Here is a 24,743-nt window from a genome sequence, read left to right as displayed (position 1 = left end):
GGACAGTGGCAGAAAGACCTCGCCCGGAAGGCCCGCCACCCATGTCCGGACCTGTGGAACCCCTGCCCGACTGCGCCGACGACCCCACCGGCGCACTGCGCGCCATGTTCGTGGACCTCGTGCAGGGCAGGCGGATCACACAGGGGCAGGAACCCGCGCTGCGGCCCGTCTTCCTCAAGGCCCACGGCTCCGCCCGGGGCGTCCTCACCGTCGACGCCGACCTGCCCGAGGAGCTGCGCGTCGGCTTCCTGGAGGCCGCCCGCGCCCAGGGCGGGCTGACCGCCTGGGTGCGATTCTCCAGCGACACCGTGCCCACCCGGTCCGACCTGCGCACCACCCTCGGCATCGGGATCAAACTCTTCGGGGTGCCCGGCGTGAAGCTCCTGGCGGACGACAGCGCCGCGGACACCCAGGACCTGGTGCTCCAGAACCATGACGTGTTCTTCGTCGACACCGCCCGCGACATGTGCGAGTTCACCCGGGCCGGGGTGGTCGACAACACCCTCCAGGCCTATCTGGACAGCCATCCGGTCACCCGGACGGTCCTCCAGGACATGGCCAAGGACGAGAAGAGCACGCTGACCGCCACGTATTGGAGCGTGCTTCCGTACGCCTTCGGGGACCAGCGGCACGTCAAGTACAAGCTGGTCCCCGCGGGCTGCCCGGACGGCGATCCGCAGGCCGTGCCGCCCGACGAGGACCCGTCCTTCTTCCGCGGCGACCTGCGGCACCGGCTGGCCGCCGGGGAGGCGGCCTTCGACCTGTTCGTACAGCTGCGCACCGACCCGGACGGTATGCCTCTGGACCGGGCCACGGTCCGCTGGGAGGAGGCGGCAAGCGCTCCGGTGCGGGTGGCCAGGCTGACCCTGCATCAGCAGAACACCGAGGCCCGCGGCCAGGCCGCGTACGGCGAGAACCTCGCCTTCAACCCCTGGCACTCCCTGCCCGAGCACCGCCCGGCCGGCAGCATCGCCGACGCCCGCCGGGTCGTGTACCTCGCCTCGGCCGCCCGGCGGCGCGACGCCAACGGCGTCCCCGCGACCGAGCCCGGCCCCGCCCGGCCGGCCTCCACCGAGCCGCCCGGCCGCGACACCCGGATCGTCCGCGCCGCCATCCACCCGGCGATCGGCGTGGCCCGGGTCGGCGACAGCGCCGAGGGCTTCTTCCTCGCCCCCGAGGTCGACGACGCGCCCACCGAGGCGTCGTACAAGGACGCGACCGGGGCCCTGAAGCGGCAGGCGGTCCGCTTCCGGGTGTACGGCTTCAACGCCGCCGGGGAGCCGGTCGCCGAGCTGACCGCGGACAACGCCGACCTGCGGTGGACCGTGCACGTGGCCAACAAGAAGGCCGCCTGGTACCAGTTCCAGCTCGCCTTGGACATCCCGGAGGCCGCCCAGGCCCCGGAGAGCAGACTGCGCAACGCCACCGTCCGGCCCCGGAGCCGGCTGGCCATCGACCCCGGCGCCCGGTCGGTGCGCGGCCGCGACCGGGCCGGACTGCCCGAGCTCCGGTTCGACACCGGCACATTCATGGGCACCCCCGTCTACCTGGGCGAACTGCGCACCGACCGGGCCGGCCGGCTGCTGTTCCTCGGCGGCCGGGGCAAGGCGGCATCGGCGGACAACCTCCCCGCCACCGACTTCGCCAACAACGACGGCTGGCACGACGACATCGCCGACGGGCCGGTGCGGGCCGAGGTCCGGATCGACGGCCGGAGCATCCCCGTCGAGCCCGCCTGGGCCGTGGTCGCGCCCCCTGACTACGCGCCCGGCCTCAAGTCGGTCCGCACGCTGTACGACCTGCTCCGCGACACCTACGTGACGGCCGGGCTGCTGCCACGCCCGCAGCAGGTCTCCTTCACCCACGACGTGCTGCCGGTGCTGCGGCGGCTGTGCGACCTGCAGTGGGTCAACCAAGGACTCGCCGTCCAGTTCGGCCACGGCGGCCGCGACCATCTGCTGGCGCCCGAGCGGCTCACCCGGCTGGCGAGCAAGGACCCGGTCCACAAGGAGCTGCGGCGCCAGGTCTGGGCATCGTTGCGGCACCTCGACCGCGACGGCATGTCCACCGTCCCCTGGCCCTCGGTGTACGGCGACGCCATGAATCTGCCGCCGGTCTCCCCGCGCCAGCACCTCGCCCTCTCGCCCCTGCAATATGACCTGCTGACGCGCTGGATGGACGGCGCCTTCGTCGAGGACTTCGATCCGGCCGCCACGCCGGTGACCAGGCTGGAGGACGTTCCGCTCGCCGAGCGCCCCGCGACGCTGGACCGGGCAGCGCTGTCGTTCTGCCTCGCCGACGCCTTCCACCCCGGCTGCGAGCTCACCTGGCCGATGCGGCACGCCACGATGTACTCGGCGCCCTTCCGGATCAAACACCGCGACCCGAGTCTGCCCGACCAGACCTACGGCCGAGTCCTCACACCCCAGGCCGCGCTCGGGGTCGACGGCCCGCTGTACGCGCAGGGGCCCGGCCACCTCACCCGGTGGATGGCCGTCCCCTGGCACACCGACACCGCGAGCTGCCGCTCCGGCTACGACCAGGGCTTCGGGCCCCGCTACGACCCGTACCTGCCCACGTTCTGGCCCGCCAGAGTGCCCAATCACGTCCTGGCCGAGGAGGAGTACACGATCGCGATGGACCCGGCGCGGCCTCAGGAGGAGCGCCGGCTCGCCTTCGAGCGCAGGTCCGCGTGGCTGCGCTGGCTGTCCACCGGCTATCAGAATCAGATCAACGAGATGGTCCGGGACTTCGGCAAGCTCGGGATCGTCGAACGCCGTCCCGGACCGCAGGACACCCCTGGGCTCCCGGAGACCATGCTGGTGGAGTCCGAGGTGACCTTCGCTCCGGAGCCCGCACCGCCCCGCGAACGCAATCTGATCACCGTGCACTTGCCGGAGGCCGCCGATCCCGAGGTACGGGCCGACGCCGTGGCCGCGGCCGTGGCGATGGCCGAGCCGCCCGACGAGGAGGTCTCGGCCGGCTTCATCAACAAGGTGACCCGCTTCCCGGGCCGCCGGTGACGGGCGGCTGCGACGTGGTCGTGGCGGGCGCCGGGCCGGCCGGGTCGGTCGCGGCACTGTGCCTGGCCCGCGCGGGCCGCCGGGTCCTGCTCCTCGACCCCCGGCCACGGGACCGCCCTGGGCCGCGGCGAGCGGGCCCGTACCGGATCGGCGAGACCCTGCCGCCCGCCGCCCGGCCTCTGCTGCGCGACCTCGGGCTGCTGGCCGGGCTCGACGCCGACGGGCACCTGCCCTGCACCGGCATCGACGCCGCCTGGGGCTCGGAGCAGTTGCATGGGCGCGGTCACGTCATGGACCCGCACGGCCACGGCTGGCACCTGGACCGCGTCCGCTTCGACGCGTTCCTGCGCGCCGCGGCGGAGGACGCCGGGGCCCGGCCCATGTGCGGCGTCGCGGTGCGCCGGACCGGCCGGCCGGGGGCGTGGCGGCTGGTGGTCCGCGAGCGCGGGGTGGAGCGCGAGCTGCCCTGCGCGTGGCTGGTGGACGCCACCGGCCGGCGCGCGGTGATCGCCCGGCAGGGCGCCGTACGGCTGCGGCAGGACCGGCTCGTTGCCGCGTACGCCCTGCTGACCGACCCCGTACCGGCCGACGACGACTTGCGCACGCTCGTCGAGTCGGCGCCGGGCGGCTGGTGGTACACCGCGCGGGTGCCGGCCGGGCGGCTGGTCGCCCACCTCACCGACCTCGACTTGGTCGAGCCCCGGCTGCGCACCGCCGCCGGGTTCCTGGAGGGGGTGGCCGGCACCCGGCACGTACAGACCCGGCTCGGCGGCTACGACGCCCGGCGGCCGGCGGAACCGCGATGGGCGCCGGCCCATGGGCAGCGCCTCGCCCCGCCGGCCGGGCCGGGCTGGGTGGCCGCCGGGGATGCCGCGCTCGCCTGCGATCCGCTCTCCTCCCAGGGGATCCTCACGGCCCTGCACACCGGCGCCCGCGCGGCCGCGGCCGTCGACGGCTCCCTGCGCGGCGAGCCGGGCGCCCTGGCCGCGTACCGCGCCTTCGTCGACGGGATCGCGACGCGCTACCTCGCCCTGCACGCCCGGGCCTACGCCGACGAAGCCCGCTGGGTGTCGTCGCCGTTCTGGGCGCGGCGCCGCCCGGCGGTGGTGGCCCTGTCCGGGGCCATCACGCAGGCCTGAGGGGAGATGTTCCACGTGGTGCCGGCCATGGTCGCCTGGTCCAGGACGACGAGCCGGTTGATGTACCCCTCGCGCATGGCGAGCAGCGAGTACGCCGACCACGTGCCGTCGACGACGGCGATGAACTCGGCGTTCGCGTCGAAGCCCGTCTGTCGCGCGGAGTCTGCCGGTGACGACCGAATGACGCCGCAGTGACACAGCTTTCGTATCTTCGGACCAGGCGTAGGGCGGAGAGCTCCCATGAGCGGCACACCCGAGCGACGACGGTTCCGCCCGTGGTACTTCATCGGGCACGCCTCCGATGTCGGGATCTTCGGCGGCGCCGGCAATGTAGGCGAGTTGCAAGAACGTCTATCGAGATCGGGCCTGACCGGAAGCCGGTCGTGGACCGGTGGGCACCTGACGCAAGAGGGCACGACGGGGCGGTGTGCACGCTCGAGCATGCTCATGCTTCGGCCGAGCAGGTCACGACCCTGCTGGCGGCCCCGCCTTCGAGCCGATGTCCCGGATCGTCACCGATCCGCAGGCAGGAAGGATTTGATCATGCCTGATCCATGGATGCCCCAAGCCCTCAAGGTGGACATCGGTGACCACGCCCCATGTGACTCAGAATTCCCCCCAAGGGCGATAGCGCACATCACGGCGGACAGGAAGGCCACCGCCGAGGCTCCGCTGGATCTGCTTCCGTTCGCCAATCTCCAGGGCTTCTTCACCGGCAGCGGCAGCGGCAAGGCTCCGCACATTCTCTGGGATCCTTTCACCGGAGCGTTCGCCCAGTTCTTCCCCGCCACATCCCGCAGCAAAGCCGTATTCGACGCGACCGGTGGTACGCGTACCAACCGGGCCGGCAAGGTCGTCATCCAGGTCGAGTCCTTGTTCTTCCCGCACTGCCGAGTGAACGGCAAGGTGTTCGCGAGGCTGGTCGACACTCCCTGCCGGGGCTGGGACGAGCTTCATGCATGGATCAGCTCGTGGGGCGTACCGGACGTCTGGCCCATGGGCCGCCCGACCTCCCTGTCCCGCAATACGTGTCCGGCCGAGAAGTGGAGGACGCAAGGAGGGTGGTATGCCCATGCGCATGTTCCGGAGAACGACCACGTCGACCCCGGTTCCTGGCCGGAGTTCGTGTCCCAGCCGGCCGGGCCTTCCCTTGCCGAGCCCCGGTTCGAGCCGTTCCCCGGTGCGTCGTTCTTCCAGACGGGACGTAAGTCGCCCGTCATCGGGGCGATGCACGGCCGGCTCGTCGCCGAGGGCTGCGACCGCTACACGTCCGGCGCCGCCGTCGACGTGTGGGGAGCGGGCGATGTGAGGTCGTACGCCGCCTGGCAGCAGAAGCTGGGTCTCGTGGGAGACGCCGCCGACGGTGTCCCCGGCCGGTTCAGCTGGGACAGGCTCGAGGTCCCCAGCGTCTGAGGATTTCCTAGTGATGTGGCCGGAGTCGACTGTGAGTGATCCGGCTTCTTACCGGAGGGAAAAGGACATGCCTGCCCTTGCACCATTTCCAGGATCGGCGTTCTTCCACAAGGGACAGCGCAGCCAGCTGATCGCCTCGATGGGCAAACGCCTGGTGGCGGAGGGGTGCGGAAAGTACCGGTCGGGTCCGGGCCCCGAGTGGACGGAAGCGGACCGAGAGTCGTACGCCGCCTGGCAGCGCAAGATCGGATTCAAGGGGGCCGACGCCAACGGCACGCCGGGCAAGACTTCCTGGGACCGGCTCCGCGTCCCGGCTCCGTCGTCCGTTTCCGATGGAGGCCGAGTCGCGTCTCCTGTGCCGCATCACGGCGTCACAACCGCCTACCGGGTGAAGGGACCTCACTGGAGTCTGGGCTATCACACCGGCGCGGACTACGCGGCTCCGAAGGGCACCCTTTGCGTCGCGGTGCTCAGCGGTTCCATGGTCCGCAGCGGGTTCGACGGCAGTTTTGGGAACTTCCTCGTGCTGCGTGCCGGCAATTTCGACTACTGGTACTGCCATCTGTCCGAACAGACCGTCAAGGGAGGTTCGGTCACCTCCGGCCAGAAGATCGGGGAAGTCGGCTCGACCGGGAACTCCACCGGCCCTCATCTCCACTTCGAGAAGCGCCCGGCCGGCGGCGGCTTCGGGTCCGACGTGACACCCACCTGGTAGCTGTCGAAGAAGCCCCCCGGTTCTGACGGCCGCCGAGGTGAACGGCATCGGATACTGCCCGGCCTTGGCGCCCCGGTGCCCCGCTGCAACCTGGTGGTCCGGCTCGGAATGCGGCTGTGCCGCAGCGGCCAGGCGGCTGGTGGTGGCGATGCCCAGCAGCCACGGACGCAGAGCCCCCGTCGTCATGGAGCAGTGCCCGCGCCTGCCATGCGGTCAGGAACGTCTCCGACGCCCACGACGGACGCGACCACGCCGGGACATTGTGCAAGCACACGCCTGCGACGGCGGGTGCTTGAACAGCCGTCCCGCCCCAAGGATGCTGGCCGCAAGATCCGCCGCACCGCACGAGGAGTGCAGAGCCGTGACCGTAGACAAAGGCCTGATGACCGAGGCCGTCGTTGCCCCGGCCAGCACGCTCGGCACGCAGGCGGCCGTCCCGGTCTCGCCGGGCGTGCGCCGCATCACCGTCCCGGCGGGGACCGTCACCTTGTCAGGGCTCCAGAGCGAGCCGTCGCACAGTCCGCCGCGCGCCCTCATCGTCGCCCTGCACGGTGGCGGCATGAGCGCGGGATACTTCGACGGCCAGGCCCATCCGGACCTGTCCCTGCTGTCGCTCGGCGCGCACCTCGGCTACCGGGTCGTCGCTCTCGACCGCCCCGGCTATGGCGGGTCCGCCGCCCAGCTGCCCCACGGCCGTCCGCTCGCCGAGCAGGCGGCCGATGTCGCTGCCGCCGTACGGCAGTTGGCCTGCGAGGGGGCCGTGGGTGGAGGCGTGCTGCTGCTCGGTCACTCCTTCGGCGGAAAGCTGGCCTTGCTGCTCGCGGCCGAGCAGGCACCGGAGGGGCTGCTGGGATTGGACGTCTCCGGGTGCGGCACCCGGCTCGCTGTACCGCCGGAGCAGGTGCGGCAGGGCGGAGGCGTACGACGGCTCAACTGGGGGCCACTGAGCCTGTATCCCTCCGGCACGTTCCAGGCGAGCGCGGCGGTCGTGGCGCCGATGCCGCAACGCGAGGCCGACTCGGTCGGCGGCTGGGAGAGGCTGTCCACCCAGGTGCTGCCGAGGGTCCGGGTGCCCGTCCGGCTGACCTTCGCGGAGCACGAGGCGTGGTGGCGCCACGGGGACGAGGACGTCGCCGAAGTCGTCGGCAGGCTGTCCGGTGCGCCGCGCGTGGTCGTGGACCGCCTGCCCGGCGCCGGCCACAACATCAGCCTCGGCTGGGCCGCGCGCACGTACCACCTCAGGGCGCTCGCGTTCGTCGAGGAGTGCCTGCGGGTGTCGGATCGTACGGCAGTCCTCCGCGGTCCCGTCCCTGACGCCGGGACGTGAACGGACGCCTCCCCATGCTGGTGCGAGAGTGACAGCGCCGCCGGCCCCGCGAGCCCGTCCTGGGCCGCGCCCGCGGGGTCGCTCACTGATACTGAGTAAATGGGCACATCCCGGCAATATGCCCCAGAGGATCGGCGGGGCGAGCGAGTGCCGCCGGACGCCGGCCCGCAGACCCCTACCCGTTCGGCCGGACGGCGAGTGCCGTCGTTGCTGAAGCCGCGCAGCGTCGCCGGACAGGTCTTCCTGTTGCAGCTGGTGGTCGTCCTGCTGCTCATCGCCACGGCCGTGGTGGTGCTCGTGATCCAGGACCGCAACCGCGCGATCCAGGAGGCGGGAGACCGGTCGCTGGTGGCGGCCGAATCCTTCGCGAACGCTCCGGGCACGGCGGAAGCGATGCAGAGCGACGACCCGACCGCGGCGCTCCAGCCGCATGCCGAGGAGGTGCGCAGGAAGACCGGTGTCGACTACGTCGTGGCCCTCAGCCCCTACGGCTTCCGGTGGACCCACCCGGACCCGGACCAGATCGGGAAGCACGTCTCCACTTCTTACGACAAGGCGCTCGAGGGCGAGCCCCACCAGATGACGTTCGACAGCAGTCTGGGCAAGGCGGTCGACTCGACGGTGGCCGTCTTCGACGACAAGGGGACCGCGGTCGGCCTCGTCACCGTGGGAGTGACCGTGGACAAGGTGACCGGCGTGGTCCAGCACCAGCTGCCGGTGATCTTCGCCTGCGGCGGTGCCGCGCTGCTGCTGGCCGCGGGGGGATCGGCACTGGTCAGCGGGCGCCTGCGGCGCCAGACCCGGGGTCTGGGCCCGGTGGAGATGACCCGCATGTACGAGCATCACGACGCGGTGCTGCATGCGGTGCGTGAAGGCGTGATCATCCTGGACGGCTTCGGAAGCCTGCTCCTGGTCAACGACGAGGCGCGTCGGCTGCTCGCGCTGCCGCCGGAGGCTGAGGGCAAGCCGGTCACCGCACTCGGACTGAGCCCGGCCCTGGCAGGACTGCTGGGGTCGGGCCGGGCCGCGACGGACAAGGTCTTCCTGGCCGGGGACACCCTGCTGGCGGTCAACGTACGGCCGGTGGGCCCGAAGGAGGGCAGCGTCGCCACGTTGCGGGACACCACGGAGCTGCGCGCCCTCGCGGGGCGGGCGGACGTGGCGAGAGGGCGTTTGCAACTGCTCTACGAGGCCGGCACGCGGATCGGCACCACGCTCGATATGAAGCGCACCGCCGAGGAGTTGACCGAGGTGGCGGTGCCGCGCTTCGCCGACTTCGCCACCGTCGAGTTGGTGGAGCCCGTGCTGCGCGGTGAGGAGCCGACGGGGGCGAGCAGGGAGATGCGCCGTATCGCGGCCGCCGGAATCCGGGACGACGCTCCCCTTCACTCCGTCGGAACGCTGATGCGTTACGTACCCGACAATCCCGTGACCATCGCCCTGACCACCGGCCGGCCTGTCCTGGTGCCTCAGCTCGCCCTGGACGACGGATGGCGGGGGCAGGACCCGGAGCGGACCGGGAAGGTCGTCGACTACGGCATCCACTCCATGATCTCGGTGCCGCTCCAGGCCCGAGGCCAGGTGCTCGGGGTCGTGGAGTTCTGGCGTTCGCAGCAGGACCCCTTCGAGCCGGACGACCTGTCCCCCGCGGAGGAGCTCGCCACTCGGGCGGCCGTGTGCATCGACAACGCGCGCCGCTACACCCGGGAGCACACCACGGCCGTCACCCTCCAGCGCAGCCTGCTGCCCGGCTCACTCCCCGAGCTGTCCGCCCTGGAGGTCGGGCACCGGTACCTGCCGGCCCAGGCGGGGGTGGGCGGGGACTGGTACGACGTCATTGCGCTGCCGGGGGCCCGCGTGGCCCTGGTGGTCGGCGACGTCGTCGGACACGGGCTGCATGCAGCCGCGACGATGGGTCGCCTGCGGACCGCGGTGCACAACTTCGCCGCCCTGGACCTGCCTCCGGACGAGCTTCTGCTGCACCTGGACGACCTGATCACCCGGATCGACCAGGACGCGGCAGCCCAGGGCAACACCGAGGCCGTCACCGGAGCCACCTGTCTGTACGCGGTCTATGACCCGGTCTCCGGTCGGTGCGTTTTCGCCCGGGCGGGTCATCCCGGGCCGGCCCTGGTGTCGCCCGACGGCTCGGTGACCTTCCCCGACATCCCCGTCGCCCCGCCGCTGGGCGTCGGAGGAGGTCTGCCGGTCGAGACGGCCGAGCTCATGCTGCCCGCCGGCAGCCGGCTCGTCCTCTACACCGACGGCCTCGTCGAGGCCCGGGGCCGTGACATCGACGTCGGTCTCGGCATGCTGAGGGAGGCGCTCGCACGCACGGACGGCGCCTCCCTGGACGACACCTGCGATGCGGTGCTCGACGCGATGCTGGCCGCCGGATCGCACGACGACGTCGCCCTGCTCGTCGCGCGCACCCGGCTGCTCGACCCGGAGCAGGTCGCGGAGTGGGAGGTGCCCGACGACCCCGCGGCCGTCCCGAGGATCCGCGCCGAGGCCACCCGCCGGCTGGAAGCCTGGGGGCTCGGCGAGGCCGTCTTCACCACTGAGCTGATCCTCAGCGAACTGGTGACCAACGCCATCCGGTACGGAGCGAGCCCCATCGCTCTGCGGCTGCTGCGTGACCACGACAGCCTGATCTGCGAAGTCGGTGACGGCACCAGCACCTCGCCGCACCTGCGCCGTGCGACGCTCACCGACGAGGGGGGCCGTGGCCTGTTCCTCGTCGCGCAGCTGTCCCGCCGCTGGGGCACCCGGTACACCGACCGCGGCAAGATCATCTGGGCCGAGCAGGCGCTCGACGACGGAGCCGCCGGGAGCCTCAGCGGGTTCCCGATGGCCGACTGGTGAGGCGGGACGGCGATCAGGAGGCGTCCTCGAGCGTGAAGTACGGGATCGTCGCCGGGTCCTGGCCGAAGGCGGAGCCGAGATAGACGGCCGACAGTTTCGCCAGCGTCCCGTCGTCGATCAGCTGCCTGATGATCCGGTCCAGCACGTCCTTGTCGGGCGACCCTTTGGGGTACAGGGCGCCGTAGCCCTGGTCGGTCCTGTACTGGCCCACGACGCGCACGCTGCCCGTCTGCTTCTGGGGAGACGCCAGCAGAATGGTCGTGTCGTGCACGACCGCGTCGATCCGCCGCTGCTCCAGCGCCGAGATCATCTCGGGATCGTTGGGGTAGGCGGTGACAGGCTTGGTGGGCTTCAGCCGGTCGTCGACGAACTCCTCGCCCGTGGTGCCTTCGGCCACTCCGATACGGACGTCACGGATGTCGTCCTGGTCGAACTTCTCACCGTCCCTGATCAACACTCCCAGGGTCGAGGAGAGGTAGGGCGGGGAGAACTCGGCGACCTTGCTCCGTTCCGGGGTGATCGTGATCTGCGCCAGGGCCAGGTCGAAGTTCGTCGCCCGGCCGGACACGACGTCGGGGAAGGGAGCGTTCTCCACCTTCACCCGGTCGAGTCCGGCCCGGTAGGCGATGTTGGCGGCCATGCAGTACTCGTAGCCGCTTTTCACCGACGCCGGGGTGTCGCCGTTCCACCAGCCGGGCGCGGGCAGGGTCGTCTTCACCGTGAGGGCGCCCGCCGTCACGGGTGACAGGTGGAACTCCCCGTGATGTCCAGAGACCTGACAGTCGCCGTAGCGGGCGTTCGACGACTCCGACCCGCCCTTGTCGCAGGCAGCGACCAGGAGCGCCCCGCCGACAGCCAGAGAGACGATCGCTGCCGTGGCGCGCATCATTGCACCTCCGGTGGGGGCATACTCCTTGATCCACCATAAATTACCCCGGAGTGTGCGTCGGGTCGCCGTCCACCGGCGGTGTCGCAGCGGCCGAACCCGAAGGCGCTGCCGACTTGAGACGGGACGACAGGACGGTCCGTCCGGGCGGCGGGCCGCGGGGTCAGCGCTTCTTGGTCTTCCTCTGCTGCACGGGAGTCCATTCGCCTCGGTGCAGCTGGCAGCGGGAGTAGCCGATCATCGCCGGGTTCTGGCACCGTTTGCCGGTCTTGGTGTTGGTCGACCCGCACTTGACTTGCTTACCCATAGGCCCTCCCGGTCCCGTCGACGGGTCTCGTGTCGAACCCATCGTCACCGGGCTGAGGAGAGCATTGCTCTCCCCGCAGCCTCATTCGGCCGGTTCACTCTCCTCGATGCCTGAATCACGGCAGCCCACGCTCAAAATGATCGATCCGGGAGAGCTTCTTCGGGTGCGGCGGCAGGGCGGACGGGGCAAGGGCCGTGGCCGGGCCAAGCAGCGTACGCAGGACTGGCGCTTCCGGGGGCGACTCACGGGGGAGTCGCGCGGACGATCGCCCTCCTCGTCCGACGAACCGGTTGGCGCTGCCGGCGTCCCAGTGGCCGTAGCGCTGCCGGTCCGCACTGTCTCCGAACGCAGCCTTCATCACTGTCCGTGGTCACTGGGCGATCCGCCGGCGTAGGCGAAACAGAGCCGGGTGTTATTGAATGAGCTGTGCGGTCAGGGATCTCGGGGCCCTGTCGTCCGGGTTCTGGTACGACCCCGGTGCTCTGCCGGGGTTGGCGAGCGAGCTGAGAGAGTCGCATGGACTCCGACCCCACCCCGTCCCCGTCGCCTGCCTCGCCGTTCAACATGGTCAGCAGCGCTTTGGGGCGGTATATCCCACGCGGCCCCGCGGCATCGGCCGCCGGTTCTGCCGACCAGCCGGGGGATGCCGCTGCCCGCCCACGCGAACAAGCCGATCCGACCCCGGGCCGTCAGGAGCAGATCCTCGGTGCGGTCAACCTGGACCGAGATCTGCGCATCACCCGCTGCAATCTGGACCCTCCCGTTTTCGCGGGGGTGGAGGCCGTGACCGGCAGCTCTTTCATCGAGCTTCTGCCGCCCTGGGACGTACCGACGGTCACCCGCCGGTTGCGGCAGGTCCTGGAGACCGGTGAGCCGCACGTAGCCCGGGTCCAGCGACTGCGGCGCAGCGACGGGTCGGAACTGGTGGTCTCCATGAGCATCCTGGCCGCGGCACACGGTGAGGGCCTGACCGTCTCGCTGATCGCGATGGCCAAGAGGCTGCACCTGTACGCCGCGGAGACCGCGATCGGCACCTCGTTGGACATCGGCGAGACCGCACAGTCACTGGCGGATTCTCTGCTGGCCTGGGGAGACGTGGCCGCGATCGACCTCGACTTCGCCGTGTGGACGGGCGAGGCGGTCACCGGGCAGCAGCAAGGGCGCATCCGGCTGCGGCGGGCGGCCCTGGTCCCGGACCGGGCGTGGCCCGACGGCTACGTGACCCCGGGCGATGATCTTCCCAGTGACGCGAGCCGCCTGCTGGCGCAGGCGATACAGCGCCACGATGCCGCGCAGCCCGTCGTCATACCCGACCGGGCGGCGATCGAGCGGGCCCTGGGCAGTGCGCGGCTGGTACGGGCCCTGGTGCCCGGTGACCAGGCAGCCGGTGTGGCGTGCATCCCGCTGGTTCTGGACGGCGCGCCGCCCGTCGTCCTGGGGGTGGCGGAGGTCTGGCGGCGGGAGGGCCGCCCCTTCGACGACAGCGAGCTGCTCGACCTGCAGGAACTGGTGGGCAGGACCGCTCATCACGTGGACCTGGCCCGCCAGCACCAGCGCGAGCACACCCAGGTGCTGGCACTGCAGCGCCGACTGCTGCCACGCTCCGGCGGCGACACCGTCGAAACCGCCAGCATCTACCAGCCCGCCGCCCCTGACAGCGCGGGTGTCGGCGGTGACTGGGTGAACAGCTTTCCGCTGCCTGACGGCCGTACGGCGCTGGTGGTCGGTGACGTCGTCGGGCACGGCCTCGGAGCCGCGGCGACCATGGGACAGCTGAGCATGGAGGCCCGTGCGCTGCTGTCTGCGGGGCTGGCGCCCGACGAGGTGCTGGAGCACCTGGACGAGACCGTGTCACTGCTGGACGACGCGGATTCCGGGCTGGCGGCCGGCTACAGCGCCCTTGGGTCGACCTGTTGCATCGCGGTCTACGACCCGGTCAGTCACCAGGTGACGCTGTCCAGTGCCGGCCATCTTCCCCCGGTCCTGGTGCCCCCCGGCGGGCCCGGTGGCCCGGTGGCGGTACGCCCCCACCCCGGGCTGGGCGCCGAATTCGCGCTGCGGGAGCCGTTCGACGTGCACGCGTTCGACGCACCCCCCGGATCGCTGCTCGCCCTCTACACGGACGGCCTGGTGGAGGATCCCGCCCTGGCGATCGACGAGGGCATCGGCAGGCTGGCGGACGCCGTGTCCACGGTTCACCCCTGGGACGCCCTGCCGCAGGCCGCGCGGCGCGTGGTGTCCATGCTGGCGCCCGTGCCGCAGCGCGACGACGTGACCCTGCTGCTCGCCCGCATGATCGGCTACCGCAAGGGGGACACCGCGACCTGGCGCCTGCCGGCCCGCGGCGACGCGGCCGCCCGGGCCCGGACGCTGGTATCCGCGCTGCTGGGGCAATGGGACGCCAGGGATGCCACCCGGGACAGCGTGCTGCTCGTGGTGAGCGAACTGGTCGCCAACGCGGTCCGCTTCGCCGAGGGCCCCCTCACGGTACGGCTGATCAGGTCCGGTCAGGGGCTGTTGTGCGAGGTGGGCGACACCGGCAACGGCAGGCCGCGGCTGGGCCGCAAGGGCCTCCTCGCAGACAGTGGTCGTGGCTTGCACGTCGTACATGGACTCACCACCCGGTGGGGGGTGCGGTGGACCGACACCGGCAAGGTGGTCTGGGCGTCGGTCGCGACGTGACGCGGCCGGGGCCGGGGCGCGCGGCAGATGGGCGTCTGGCGGCACGGCTGCCCCCGGCAAGGGCGCCCTACACCCATTCGCCTTCCAACGCGGTGGCCGTGAGGCCCGGGGCCGCCGCGTACAGGACGGCACGACTGCCCGGCTTCTGCCCGGCGTCGTGCGCCCTGCGCAGGATGTCGAACACGGCGGCGCCTCCTCGGTTGCCGCTGGTGTAACTGTCCCGGCTGTAGTCCAGCAGCCCCGACGGCCAGGCCTCGGGCATCGTCTGCTCCATGTACTCCAGCACGCGCGTGCCGCCGGGGTGCGCGAGCAGAACGTCGGGATGCCAGGAGTGGGGTTCGTGCTGGTAACGGGCCTGCAGCCAGCCCCACATGGCGGTGACCGTCTCCTGCACCGCGCGCGGCCCGCGCCGGTCCATGACGAAGTGGGTGCCGTCCGCCCGTGTCTCCAGGCGGTGCAGGTCCTGGGTACCGGGCAGCGTATGGTTCCAGGCGGCGTCCAGGCGCAGCACCGACTCGGGCCTCGGGCGGCCCGTGACCACGGCTGCGACCGCGGTGTCCGCGAACAGCAGTCGGACGATCAAGGATTCCAGGGTGTCGTCCGCGGGCTGGTAGGTCGTGCTCAGCGCCTCCGCGATCACGACCAGGACCACCCGGTCGGGATCCGCGGCCACGAGGTCTGCCGCCAGTGCCAGGGAGCGGGTCCCGGCGATGCAGGCCCACTGGGTGGCCGGCAGCAGCATCACGTCGTTGCGGAGCGAGAGCTTGTTGGTCAGGGCGACATCCAGCCCCGGCAGCGCCGGGGTGGTGGAGTGGCTGGTGATCAAGCAGTCCACGTCCGCCGCGTCGAGCCCGGCGATCTGAAGGGCCCCCCGCGCCGCACGCTCCCCGTAGGCCTGTACGGCCGCCCAGGCCGGAGCGGTGCGTTCCTGGACGGTCTGAGGCGCGGGTATCGCCTCGAGGGCGGCGATCACACGATCTATGTCCTGCTCCGTGAACCCGTCGCCGGCCAGCGCCTCGCGGGTCGGCCCGATGCCGGCGGCCGGCAGGCCGTTCCCGTGGCCGGGCGCGACGGCACTCTCCAGCGGCAGCATCCACCCGCGGTTCTCGATGCCCGTACTGGCTGCTATGCCGTCAATTCGCGGCGCCCACACGGCGTGTGGGTGCCGGCCGCGGACGTCCGCCACGATCTGGCTGGTTTTCACGGTGTGTTCGCCGTGTATCACGGCAGGCGGGCACAAGTACGCGGCCATGCTGAGCACCTTTCAGCGGTTGAGCGAGGTGGATCGTCATGGACGCTGTGACATGGAGCACTTCCGGCAGGGCGTGCCGAAATCGAAGGAGATATGCCCCACTTAGTGCTTCTGCGTCCGCTTCGAGCATGGGTGCTAAACGGGCATTTAGCTGTGATCTGGGCAACTCTCACAGCCCTGCGCTGCGTGACACGGCACACATGCGGCAGACCGGGTGGGCGGACACACGGTATGACGTCCACGACGTGACATGCCGCCAGTCACACGTCCAGGGGCGCGCCGGAGACTGCTGAGCGCGGTGGCGAGGTCGCGTTGGTCTCGGGCGGAGGCGAGCCGGCACGCCAGGCGAGAAGCGGCCGGTTCCGCGGCTGCCGTATCCCTCCCTGCAGGGCCCTGCCGGGCCCGGTCCCGCGAACACGCCGGGGACTTCGAACGGCGCCTCGAACCGGAACCGCGACGCAGTAGAGGTGACTCGTTCGGCGCGGTCCGTGGGCACGGTCATGCCGACGACGCCGCCCGGGGCCTCGGCTCAGACGGGTGCCCCCCTGAAATCCGGTGCGATACGTCGCCCTCTGGACGCGGACGGATCGGCCTCCAGCAGCCCGCGGCATGCTCGTCACCCAGACACCGAAGTCATAACCGGGTGGGGAAGCTCAGCAGTCGGCACCATAGTTCGGCCGTTCCCGTCAGCGCGGCGGACCGCGCCCAAGAGCTGCTCGGCGAGCTTCAGCACGGCGATGTCTGCGCTGCCATATCCGTCCACCGGCGCCCACTCGCCGAGCTGCGCCGTGACTGCGGGCTCGGCGCCGCCGCGTCGACGCCCGCCGCGAGAGTCACGCAGCGCTGACGGATGTGTTGCAACGCCCGGAGCGGCTCGAAGGCCGGCGGCCGACCGGCCAGGTGAGTCCGAAGCCTGGCCTAGAACATCGTGTTGTCGTTCTTGGAAGTGGGCGGGACGACCTGGAGGACGTCCCAGTGTTCGACGATCTTGCCGTCGGCGTCGAAGCGGAAGATGTCGATGCCCGCGTACTCCTCGTCGGGCCAGATCTGGTGACAGTGCAGGACGACGTGGTCGCCGTCGGCAAGGGCGCGCTTGTACTCGACGCGCTTTCCGGGGTATTCGGCGGCCATGCGCTCGAAGTAGTCGATGAACGCCCGCTTGCCGTCGCCGACGTGCGGGTTGTGCTGGATGTAGGTGTCACCGACGAACCGGTCGATGGCCTCGGCAGGGCGACACTCGTTGAACATCAGGTCGTAGAACGCTTTGGCCGTGGCCTTGTTCTTTTCCGGGTCGCTCATGGTGCCACCGTAAGGGTGGGCGCCAGGCGCGGCACCGTGAGTGCGTCGAGCAGGTGGTGGCCGTCCGCAGGGACGGGCAGGACCAGGGCGGTCGGTGGGGTGTGAGGGGGGCGGGTGACGCCCACGAGGCCCGCCAGACGTCTTGGTTTCCGTGACTTCACGGATGCCGCAGAGATCGGTTTGGCGGGGGGGGGGGGCAGTTTCAGCTGCCCTGATCGCAGCGTTGGCTGCGACGATCGGCCCTCTGGCCGTGCAGCGCCGCAAGGAACGCGCAGACTGCGGGCACAGGCTTGAGGACGCAACGGCGAGAAGGACAGACGTCGTCAACAACCTTGGCGTGTGCTGTCGCTCATGGCTTACGTGCTTCGTCCCTGTCCTGGAAGACGTAGAGGCAGGGCGAGTGGCACCGGTCAGCGACTTCGATGACGAGTCCGAGGCGCTCAGCACCGCTGCCGAGAGCGCCTTTGCAGCAGCGGCGCACGCAGGCTATGAGCTGTTCGACGCGAACTGCCTGCGTACTGCGCCGCTTGGAGGCCGCGGTCCGAGGCGCAGTGATCAACCCTGCCGATGCACCGGTTAATCAGCTGCGGGACCAGGCAAACGGCCACTTCACGCCCAGGGCGGTGGTCAGGATGCACATGCTTGGCGAGGTCACGAGACAGCAGGCGCCGACTGATCCTTGGGCCGGCAGTGTATTCGAGGCTCCGACGCTGCCTGGCCCGTAGCCGGGCCGACGCGCTGGCGGTGCTTACGCCGTGTAACCCCGAGCCGGCGTGTACGTCTGGTGCCCCGGCCCAGCCGGCCTGCGAGCCGACGCGCCGTTCGCCGCGGCGTGCGTGCGCCAGCCGCAGCCCCGGTCAGAGCAGAACCGACGGCTGCAGCGCCCGGAGCGACGGAGCGCGGCGTACAACTCTGCCAGGCCGAATGGGTCGATGACTCCGCTCTCTGCAGGTACCCGACTGTCGCTCATCTCATTTCATCAACCGGAAGTGCACGATGGCGATGGTGTCGGTCGGCTCGATCTGGGGGTAGTGAAACCGCAGTCTGTCGTGAAGGTCGGCGAGATTGCCGAAGCCGTCCGCTAGGGCGTCCGACTCGCTCAGCTGGGCAACCGTCTTAGCAGTGACCTGCGTGACGACTCCCGGTAGTGCCACCTCGTCGTCCAACTCGAACACCAGGCTCACCGGGCCCGTCTCCACCGGGTCACGGAAACGTACCGTGGTCGTCTTCTGTTCGGTGCGTACTGCATCGAGATAGTCAGGATGGAAGTACAGGGTCTGAGTCGCCGTTGAGCGCTGCCAGGAAGTGCTGTCGTCCATTCAGCGCACCCTAACGGAACGAGCAAACCCTCCGTGGCACACAATCCGGTGGATGCCCCGACCCCCGGGCCGGTGAACGTTTTCCGCAGCACAGGGCGTGTCCGCAATGTCAGGTGAGCCAGACGCGTAGGCAGGCGATGGTGACCAGGGTCGCAGTACGCCGCTGCGGCCGGACGCGGCGCGTGACCTGGCCGAGCGGCTGACACCGGCAAGGCCCGGACGCCCGTGGGAGGCTGTGCGGTTCACGACCTCGTGGGGGTCGCGCACCCTGCTGGATGTCGTTGTGGTCGAACCGAGGCTGGTCGCCGAGATCATGGTGGGCACCGCTCTGGAGCGCGGATCGTGGTGGCACTCAGTGCGTCTCGTCCGGCTACGGCTGGACGTCGCGGTCACCGAGGCCCGCCCTTCGGAGCCGGCGCTGAGCCTGCCGGCGGATGACCGCCCCTCTGTCCAGCGGAGCACCCGCCGGTGCGACCGCGTCCGGCGCGGGACCGAAGCGTCACGGACCGGTGAGGATGTCGTGGATGCCGATCCGACGCCACACGACGTGGCAGACGCCCGGTACCTGTTCCGGGCCTTACTCCCACGTCGCGCGGCCGTTCCCGTCCCAGGTGAGTTCGAAGACGCCGGGCGCGCGGCGTACGCCTTTCACCCGGAGGCCGGCGCGGAAGGCTCCGGTGCGCGCAGTCGTCGACGAAGGCGGCGACGGCCCGGCGGAAGCGGCGGCGCGGTTCGGAGGTGCCGCGCACGTCTTCGGTTGCGCTGTCGCGGCCGTGGACGTGGACTTCGACGACGACCTCGCGGGGCAGGTCGCCTGGGTCGCCAACCTCTGTGGTGCCTGCTCACTCAGGTCCGCGGCCATCGCCGGAGGCGGACGCCCGCCCGCCTCCGGCGGCGGTACTTCTACGGCACATTTCTGGCGTATGCCGACCGGCCTCCTACAGTGGAGGCGAGGACCAGTGGACTCCCCTCCGGCGCAAGGAAATGCGATGGCGGAGCAGACGAAGCCGGCCTCCGACTCCCTCGCGGTGGGCCGCGAGGCGTTCCGGCGACGGGCCTGGTCGGAGGCGTACGACCGGTTGTCGGCCTCCGATGCATGGGTACCCCTCACGGCACCGGACGTGGAACGTCTCGCCCTGGCCGCGTACCTGAACGGACGCGAGGACCGGGCTGTCCAGGCTTGGGAGCGGGCCCACCTCGCCTTCTGCCGGGACGGTGAGATCGGCCGGGCGGTCAGATGTGCGTTCTGGCTCGGCCTGACCCTTGCACTGCAGGGGAACCACGCGCAGGCGGGAGGCTGGTTCGCCCGCGCCGGCCGTCTCCTGGAGGAGACGGCCGAGGACTGCGTGGAACGCGGCTACCTCCTGATCCCCGGCGGCCTTCGGGCCATGGGGACCGGCGACTTCGAGGCCGCCGGCGCCGCGTTCACGGATGCGGAGCGGATCGCCGAGCGGTTCGGCGACCCCGACCTGATCGCGCTCGGCAGGCTCGGCCAGGGACAGGCGCTGGTCGGCGGCGGCGACGCCGTCCGGGGCACGGTCCTGCTGGACGAGGCGATGGTCGCCGTCACGGCCGGCGAGGTCTCGCCGATCGTCGCGGGGATCGTCTACTGCGCCGTGATCATCGCCTGCCGGCAGATCTTCGATGTGGACCGCGCCGCCGAGTGGACCGAGGCTCTCAGCCGCTGGTGCGCCGCGCAGCCGGACCTCAAGCCCTACCGCGGGCAGTGTCTGGTCCACCGCTCGGAGATCATGCAGTTGCGCGGCGACTGGTCCGACGCCCTGGCCGAAATTCAGCGGGCCTGTGCTCATATGGCGGGCCGGGCCGATCCCGCTCTGGGCATGGCCCATTACCAGCTGGCCGAGATACTTCGGCTACGCGGTGCCTACACACGTGCGGAGGAGGCGTACCGCCAGGCCGACCGGCTGGGCCACCCGCCGCAGCCCGGTCTGGCCCTGCTGCGGCTCGCCCAGGGCCGGGGCGACGATGCCGAGGCGGCCATCCGCAGGGTCGCGGCGCAGGCCGAGGGCGACCGGGTTCAGCGCTGCCGGGTCCTCGCCGGGTATGTCGAGATCGCCCTCGCCGTGGGCGACACCGAGGCCGCCCAGGATGCCTCCGGCGAGCTCGGCAAGGCCCGCCGACGACCTGGCATCGCCGTATCTGCACGCGGTGGCGGACGGTTGCTGCGGGGCCGTGCTGCTCGCCGATCGGGACGCCGCGGCCGCCGGGGAGGCCCTGCGCGCCGCAGGGGCTGCCTGGCAGAAGCTTCAGGTTCCGTACGAGGCGGCGCGGGTCCGTGTCCAGTTGGCCGAGGTCTGTGCGCTGCTGGGAGACCGTGACACGGCGGAGATGGAACTGGACGCCGCCCGCACGGTCTTCGAGCGCCTCGGCGCCGCCCCTCAGCTGGCGCGCGTGGACCGGCTGTCCCGGGCGGTGGGCCGGGCGACCGGGCCGCACCGGCCCGGCGGGCTCACCCCGCGCGAAGTGCAGGTGCTGCGGCTCGTCGCGGGCGGTGCAACAAACCGGGAGATCGCCGCCACGCTCGTGATCAGCGAGAAGACTGTCGCCCGCCATCTCGACAACATGTTCGTCAAGCTGGGGGTCTCCACCCGGTCCGCGGCCACCGCATACGCCTACGAGCACGGCCTCGCCTGAGGACCACCCGCATGTGGGTGATTCGACCCACACGCGGCGCACGCACAGACATGAGTTGTTCGCCCGATGCGCCATACCCCGCGCTTCGCCGAGGCTCTCCTCATGACGCCCTCGCGGCCACACAGAGGAGGCAGCGATGAACAGGACACACGCTGCGGCACGCACGCCGCAGCCGCGCACACCCGGGCACACCGTCGGGCAGGAGGCACGGCGGCACCTTCTGGAAGACATCCCGCTCACCGAGCACCGACAGGACCTGGCCGGTGTCTCGACCGCCTTCCTGCAGGGAGGCAGCGGCCCGCCCGTGGTGCTTCTGCACGGCATCGGGCAGTCCTCCACCGTGTGGATCAGGGTGATCCCGAAGCTGATGACCACCTGCACGCTGATCGTTCCCGACCTGCCGGGACAGGGCGCCTCCGAGCTCCATGACGGCCGTCCGCCCAGTGCCGACCGGGTCCTGGAGTGGCTCGCGGCCCTGATCCAGACCACCTGCCCCACCCCGCCCGTTCTCGTCGGGCACAACCTCGGCGGGGCGATCGCCGCCCGGTTCGCAGCCGACCACGGCGGCCTCGTCTCCGGGCTGGTTCTCGCCGACGCATTCGGGCTGGGGCCCTTCCGCCCGGCACCGAGGTTCGCGCTCGCCACCGCCGCCTTCCAGCTGCACGCCAGCGAACGCACCCGGGACCGCATGCTCGGCCGGTGCATGGTGGACCTCGACACCGTCCACCACGACCTGGGGGACCGCTGGGACTGGATCGCCGACTACGCACTCGACCGCGCCCGCACGCCCGCCGTGAAGGCGGCGGGCCGCACCCTCATGAAGGAGTTCGCGCTCCCCGCCATCCCCGACGCCGACCTCGACCGCATCACGGTCCCCACCACCCTCGTCTGGGGTCGCGATGACCCCGAGACGCGGCTGAGGTACGGCGAGCGGGCCGCCGCCCGGCACGGCTGGCCCCTGCACATCATCGACGACTGCGGCGCTGACCCCGACCTGGAGCATCCCGACGCCTTCGTCACCGCCCTGCGCACGGCGCTGCCGGCCACCTGACCGGGAACGCCGCCTGAGACAGAACCGGCATTATCAGGCCGCCAGGCACCCCCGCAGGTCAGCAGCCTCCGGCCGCCGACGCGGGCAGTGAGCAGCAGCACCGCACGGCGCAGCCCGACCAGGGCAGGGGAGCGGCCCGGACCGGTGAGGGGATGCCAACCGGCCAGCACCCCGAAGGCCGACCGAACTCGGTGCGGACGGTGGCCTCCGAGCCGCCCGTGGACTCGGGATCGAAGGGGACACAGGTGTGTACTTGCAGACCGTAGTGGCGGCCCGCGGCGACGACTTGAGGATGACGGACCGCGATCCCGGCGACCCGGTCGATGGTCATCGTCTTCTCGTTGTCGGTGAGCACACAGGTCGGTGCCCCGCCGATCGCCCGCAAGGTGGAATCGAGGCACGAGATCACTGTGGGCAGGGGTCGAAGTCCTTCATCTCAGGTATCCCGCCCATGATCTTCTCCGCGCCACCGGTCAACCGGAGGGCCAGCCACGAGTCGCCGTATCCGAACACGATCAGCGCGGGACCGACCACGGCCAGCCGCCGCTGCACCACGCCGGAGGCCAGGTCCGGCCGCCCCAGCGCCATGCCGGTGACCACGAACGTCATCCAGGTGATCGCCGGGAAGAAGCCGGTGAGCAGGAAGTCGAGCACGCCCACGCCGGAGATTCGCGCGATCGGGTCGTACGAGTCGATGGTGTTCACGATCGACTGGCTGAGCAGCGCCCGCAGGCAGTACGCCAACTGCGGCGTGACGACCGCGAGCGCGACCGCGATGGTCGCGAGTGTCCTGGCTCTCAGCCGCACCAGGGGCAGGGCCAGCAGGAAGAACACCGCGTAGAAGTTGATGATTACGGCCCCGCCGAAGTCGGTCATCGCCAGCGCGCTGCCCACCACCAGCAGGATCACGGCCCGGATCACGATCCTGACCTTCGCCTGTCGGCCGGCCAGTCCGGTCTTCGGCTCCAGGCGGCCGGCGATCAGCACCAGGGAGAACCCGGCGAGGGTGGCGAACAGCGCCGAGGCCCGGCCGCTCGCCAGCCAGACGAACCAGGTGCCAACGCCGTCGCCGGACGTGGGGAAGGGGTTGAAGGGGCCGGTGTGCACGGCGAACATGCCGAACACCGCCAGTGCACGGGCGAGGTCCACTCCGGCCAGCCGCGCCGTCGACGAAGGGCGTTCCGTCGCCGTGGCGGACTCGGGTGAGGGTAAGGGCTGGGCAGGCGCCTTCTTGGCGCATTCGATGTCGGTCACCGGGACGACCTCGCCGAGGCGCGGGCGGTCGACCATTCGCCGAACTTCATGAGGTGTCCCGCCGGTCGGCCGACCGACCCCCTCCGGTTGGCGGGGGTCGATCTTGGCCATGCACGAAGGACTGTGGTCGTCGAGCTGGTCGCCGGGATGCCGCGGGTCAGCAGGCTCACCACGACCAGAAGAACGTGTCTTACGGGATGTGTCGGGCCAGTCCGGTCGCCTTGCCCATCAGCCGTTCCAGCGGCCCGCGCTGGAAGAAGCGGGACCAGAGGGTGGCGAGAACGGTGATGGACGCGATGAAGCCGAGCAGGATGTACAGGGGCGGGACGGTCGCTTCCTCGGTGTCCAGGAGCCAGATGGCGACGATGTGGTAGACGTACGCCGTCAGGGACATCGAGCCGACCGCGATGACGGGCTTGGTCAGGCGGCGCAGCCGGGGGAAGGCGTCCATGGCGGCCAGGCAGGTGGTGATCACCAGGATCGCCACACCGGTGTTGCCCACGATGGACAGGGTCGCCTCGCTGTGCGGGGTGGCGACCAGCATCCCGGCGGGGGTGTCGCCGAATATGCCCTCGCTGCCGGGCGAGGCGGACGACATGGACGACATACCCGGTGCCCCTGTGATTTCCCGGACGGCTGCGGCCGCACCGGGCACGAGACGCAGCGCCAGCCAGGAGCCGCCATAGCCCGTGAGGGCGAGGGCGACGCCGGTGAGGGCGAGACGTGTCCGGACAGCCGTGGCGGCCAGGTCGACGCAGGCGGGGGCCATACCGGCGATGACGAACGGGGACCCAGGTCAGGGCCGGATAGCTGCCGGTGAAGAACAGCGAGACGACGCCGTCGGCCTCGCCGACGGTGGGAAATACGCGGCCGCCGACCACCGGCTTCAGCAGGTACAGCAGCTGCGGGCCCACCAGAGCCCAAGCCGCGGCGATCAGCGCCAGCGGTTTGACGGTCAGCCGGTGCAGCGGCAGCACGAGCAGGAAGAACAGTCCGTAGAAGGCGAGGATCGGCACGACCGGGGTGCCGGTCAGGGCCAGGGCGGTGCCGAGGGCCAGCAGGATCACGGCTCGGATGACGACCTTGGCTACGGCCTGGCGGCCGGCCGAGCCGGTCTTCGGTGTGCGGCGCCCGGTGATGAGGGCGACCGCAAAGCCGGCCAGGACGGCGAACAGGGCGGACGAGCGGCCTTGCGCCAGATCCATCAGGAAGCCGATGACACCGCCCTGATCCGGCGCGAAGCCGACATGGACCGCGTACATGCCGAAGACGGCCAGGGCCGCGGGCCAGGTCCAGCCCGATCAGCCGGCCCACCCCGGGCGCACCGGTCGAGGGCTCACCACGCTCACGGTCAGGGGACGCGGCGTAGGCCGGGAGCAGCGCGGAGTCCGGGTGATGGGTCATGACCCTCAGGCTGGAGACCGGGCCGATCATGGACTATCCGGCAGAAGGCTGCCGTGTCCCTGCCGACTGGTGGGTGCTACCCCGCCGTGTGGCTGGAGCTGCCGCTCGACGGGCCACCGGGACCGATCGGGGCTTTAGGGTCGAGTCGGCAT

Annotated in this window: 15 protein-coding genes and 4 pseudogenes; 11 read left to right on the top strand and 8 right to left on the bottom strand. The window is 71.0% G+C overall.

Translation table 11 applies throughout. From position 1 onward, the window contains the following. Positions 1 to 41: 41 nt before the first annotated feature. The 7 genes and pseudogenes from RKD23_RS00590 (at position 42) to RKD23_RS00560 (ending at position 10,482) form a co-directional block, all read left to right on the top strand. The gene (locus RKD23_RS00590) at positions 42 to 3,023 is read left to right on the top strand and encodes a LodA/GoxA family CTQ-dependent oxidase (RefSeq protein WP_424851719.1); all 2,982 of its coding nucleotides are present in this window, start codon (positions 42 to 44) and stop codon (positions 3,021 to 3,023) included. Continuing rightward, on the top strand, positions 3,020 to 4,162 hold the full coding sequence (locus RKD23_RS00585) for an NAD(P)/FAD-dependent oxidoreductase (protein WP_424851718.1): 1,143 nt from the start codon (positions 3,020 to 3,022) through the stop codon (positions 4,160 to 4,162). Before RKD23_RS00590 ends, RKD23_RS00585 begins: the two co-directional genes overlap by 4 nt. A 543-nt stretch (positions 4,163 to 4,705) precedes the next feature. Then, entirely contained in the window at positions 4,706 to 5,575 is an 870-nt protein-coding gene (locus RKD23_RS00580; protein ID WP_424851717.1) for a peptidoglycan-binding protein, read from the top strand. Between the two features lie 70 nt (positions 5,576 to 5,645). Beyond that, positions 5,646 to 5,888: pseudogene (locus RKD23_RS00575) on the top strand (peptidoglycan-binding protein); the annotation flags it as partial. 42 nt (positions 5,889 to 5,930) lie between these two features. Then, positions 5,931 to 6,290 carry a M23 family metallopeptidase gene (locus RKD23_RS00570; protein ID WP_424858129.1) on the top strand — a complete coding sequence of 120 codons (360 nt, stop codon included), beginning with the start codon at positions 5,931 to 5,933 and terminating at the stop codon, positions 6,288 to 6,290. A 451-nt stretch (positions 6,291 to 6,741) separates the two neighbouring features. Then, positions 6,742 to 7,617: an alpha/beta hydrolase gene (locus RKD23_RS00565; protein WP_424858128.1), complete on the top strand. Its 876-nt coding sequence runs from the start codon at positions 6,742 to 6,744 to the stop codon at positions 7,615 to 7,617. A gap of 198 nt (positions 7,618 to 7,815) precedes the next feature. Then, the gene (locus RKD23_RS00560) at positions 7,816 to 10,482 is read left to right on the top strand and encodes a SpoIIE family protein phosphatase (protein ID WP_424851716.1); all 2,667 of its coding nucleotides are present in this window, start codon (positions 7,816 to 7,818) and stop codon (positions 10,480 to 10,482) included. A 13-nt stretch (positions 10,483 to 10,495) separates the two neighbouring features. On the opposite strand, the gene RKD23_RS00555 is transcribed toward RKD23_RS00560, so the two are convergent. Next, the gene (locus RKD23_RS00555) at positions 10,496 to 11,368 is read right to left on the bottom strand and encodes an ABC transporter substrate-binding protein (RefSeq protein WP_424851715.1); all 873 of its coding nucleotides are present in this window, start codon (positions 11,366 to 11,368) and stop codon (positions 10,496 to 10,498) included. A gap of 163 nt (positions 11,369 to 11,531) precedes the next feature. Then, positions 11,532 to 11,675: a hypothetical protein gene (locus RKD23_RS00550; RefSeq protein WP_424851714.1), complete on the bottom strand. Its 144-nt coding sequence runs from the start codon at positions 11,673 to 11,675 to the stop codon at positions 11,532 to 11,534. 564 nt (positions 11,676 to 12,239) lie between these two features. Between RKD23_RS00550 and RKD23_RS00545 the strand changes: the two genes are divergently transcribed. Next, positions 12,240 to 14,357, top strand: coding sequence for a SpoIIE family protein phosphatase (locus tag RKD23_RS00545; protein WP_424858127.1), 2,118 nt, complete (start codon positions 12,240 to 12,242; stop codon positions 14,355 to 14,357). Positions 14,358 to 14,424: 67 nt separating this feature from the next. On the opposite strand, the gene RKD23_RS00540 is transcribed toward RKD23_RS00545, so the two are convergent. The 3 genes from RKD23_RS00540 to RKD23_RS00530 form a co-directional block, all read right to left on the bottom strand. Further along, positions 14,425 to 15,609 carry a type III polyketide synthase gene (locus RKD23_RS00540; protein ID WP_424851713.1) on the bottom strand — a complete coding sequence of 395 codons (1,185 nt, stop codon included), beginning with the start codon at positions 15,607 to 15,609 and terminating at the stop codon, positions 14,425 to 14,427. Between the two features lie 918 nt (positions 15,610 to 16,527). Then, positions 16,528 to 16,908: a nuclear transport factor 2 family protein gene (locus tag RKD23_RS00535; RefSeq protein ID WP_424851712.1), complete on the bottom strand. Its 381-nt coding sequence runs from the start codon at positions 16,906 to 16,908 to the stop codon at positions 16,528 to 16,530. Positions 16,909 to 17,879: 971 nt separating this feature from the next. After that, positions 17,880 to 18,227: an ASCH domain-containing protein gene (locus RKD23_RS00530; RefSeq protein WP_424851711.1), complete on the bottom strand. Its 348-nt coding sequence runs from the start codon at positions 18,225 to 18,227 to the stop codon at positions 17,880 to 17,882. A gap of 989 nt (positions 18,228 to 19,216) precedes the next feature. Between RKD23_RS00530 and RKD23_RS00525 the strand changes: the two genes are divergently transcribed. From RKD23_RS00525 to RKD23_RS00515, 3 genes are all read left to right on the top strand, one after another. Then, complete coding sequence (locus RKD23_RS00525; protein ID WP_424851710.1) at positions 19,217 to 20,566, top strand: tetratricopeptide repeat protein; 1,350 nt, start codon at positions 19,217 to 19,219, stop codon at positions 20,564 to 20,566. 10 nt (positions 20,567 to 20,576) lie between these two features. After that, positions 20,577 to 20,882 carry a response regulator transcription factor gene (locus tag RKD23_RS00520; RefSeq protein WP_424851709.1) on the top strand — a complete coding sequence of 102 codons (306 nt, stop codon included), beginning with the start codon at positions 20,577 to 20,579 and terminating at the stop codon, positions 20,880 to 20,882. A gap of 136 nt (positions 20,883 to 21,018) precedes the next feature. Further along, complete coding sequence (locus RKD23_RS00515) at positions 21,019 to 21,933, top strand: alpha/beta fold hydrolase (protein WP_424851708.1); 915 nt, start codon at positions 21,019 to 21,021, stop codon at positions 21,931 to 21,933. Positions 21,934 to 22,126: 193 nt separating this feature from the next. On the opposite strand, the pseudogene RKD23_RS00510 reads toward RKD23_RS00515, so the two are convergent. The 3 pseudogenes from RKD23_RS00510 to RKD23_RS00500 form a co-directional block, all read right to left on the bottom strand. Then, positions 22,127 to 22,357 (bottom strand): annotated as a pseudogene (locus tag RKD23_RS00510) (IS21 family transposase); the annotation flags it as partial. Then, positions 22,357 to 23,187: pseudogene (locus RKD23_RS00505) on the bottom strand (heparan-alpha-glucosaminide N-acetyltransferase domain-containing protein); the annotation flags it as partial. The pseudogenes RKD23_RS00510 and RKD23_RS00505, both read right to left, overlap by 1 nt. A gap of 190 nt (positions 23,188 to 23,377) precedes the next feature. Continuing rightward, positions 23,378 to 24,591: pseudogene (locus RKD23_RS00500) on the bottom strand (DUF418 domain-containing protein). Positions 24,592 to 24,743 lie beyond the last annotated feature (152 nt).

The sequence above is a fragment of the Streptomyces sp. SAI-170 genome (assembly GCF_049739565.1).
Lineage (GTDB): Bacteria > Actinomycetota > Actinomycetes > Streptomycetales > Streptomycetaceae > Streptomyces.
The sequence above is the reverse complement of the archived record's forward strand: the minus strand, read 5'-3'. Positions and strand labels throughout refer to the sequence as shown.

Excerpts from the sequence above, each read along its gene's own strand:
- RKD23_RS00550 (WP_424851714.1), bottom strand. The coding sequence starts at position 11,675 with ATGGGTAAGCAAGTCAAGTGCGGGTCGACCAACACCAAGACCGGCAAA.
- RKD23_RS00580 (WP_424851717.1), top strand. The coding sequence starts at position 4,706 with ATGCCTGATCCATGGATGCCCCAAGCCCTCAAGGTGGACATCGGTGAC.
- RKD23_RS00520 (WP_424851709.1), top strand. The coding sequence starts at position 20,577 with ATGGAACTGGACGCCGCCCGCACGGTCTTCGAGCGCCTCGGCGCCGCC.
- RKD23_RS00545 (WP_424858127.1), top strand. The coding sequence starts at position 12,240 with ATGGTCAGCAGCGCTTTGGGGCGGTATATCCCACGCGGCCCCGCGGCA.
- RKD23_RS00530 (WP_424851711.1), bottom strand. The coding sequence starts at position 18,227 with ATGGACGACAGCACTTCCTGGCAGCGCTCAACGGCGACTCAGACCCTG.
- RKD23_RS00540 (WP_424851713.1), bottom strand. The coding sequence starts at position 15,609 with ATGGCCGCGTACTTGTGCCCGCCTGCCGTGATACACGGCGAACACACC.
- RKD23_RS00555 (WP_424851715.1), bottom strand. The coding sequence starts at position 11,368 with ATGCGCGCCACGGCAGCGATCGTCTCTCTGGCTGTCGGCGGGGCGCTC.
- RKD23_RS00535 (WP_424851712.1), bottom strand. The coding sequence starts at position 16,908 with ATGAGCGACCCGGAAAAGAACAAGGCCACGGCCAAAGCGTTCTACGAC.
- RKD23_RS00525 (WP_424851710.1), top strand. The coding sequence starts at position 19,217 with ATGGCGGAGCAGACGAAGCCGGCCTCCGACTCCCTCGCGGTGGGCCGC.
- RKD23_RS00590 (WP_424851719.1), top strand. The coding sequence starts at position 42 with ATGTCCGGACCTGTGGAACCCCTGCCCGACTGCGCCGACGACCCCACC.
- RKD23_RS00515 (WP_424851708.1), top strand. The coding sequence starts at position 21,019 with ATGAACAGGACACACGCTGCGGCACGCACGCCGCAGCCGCGCACACCC.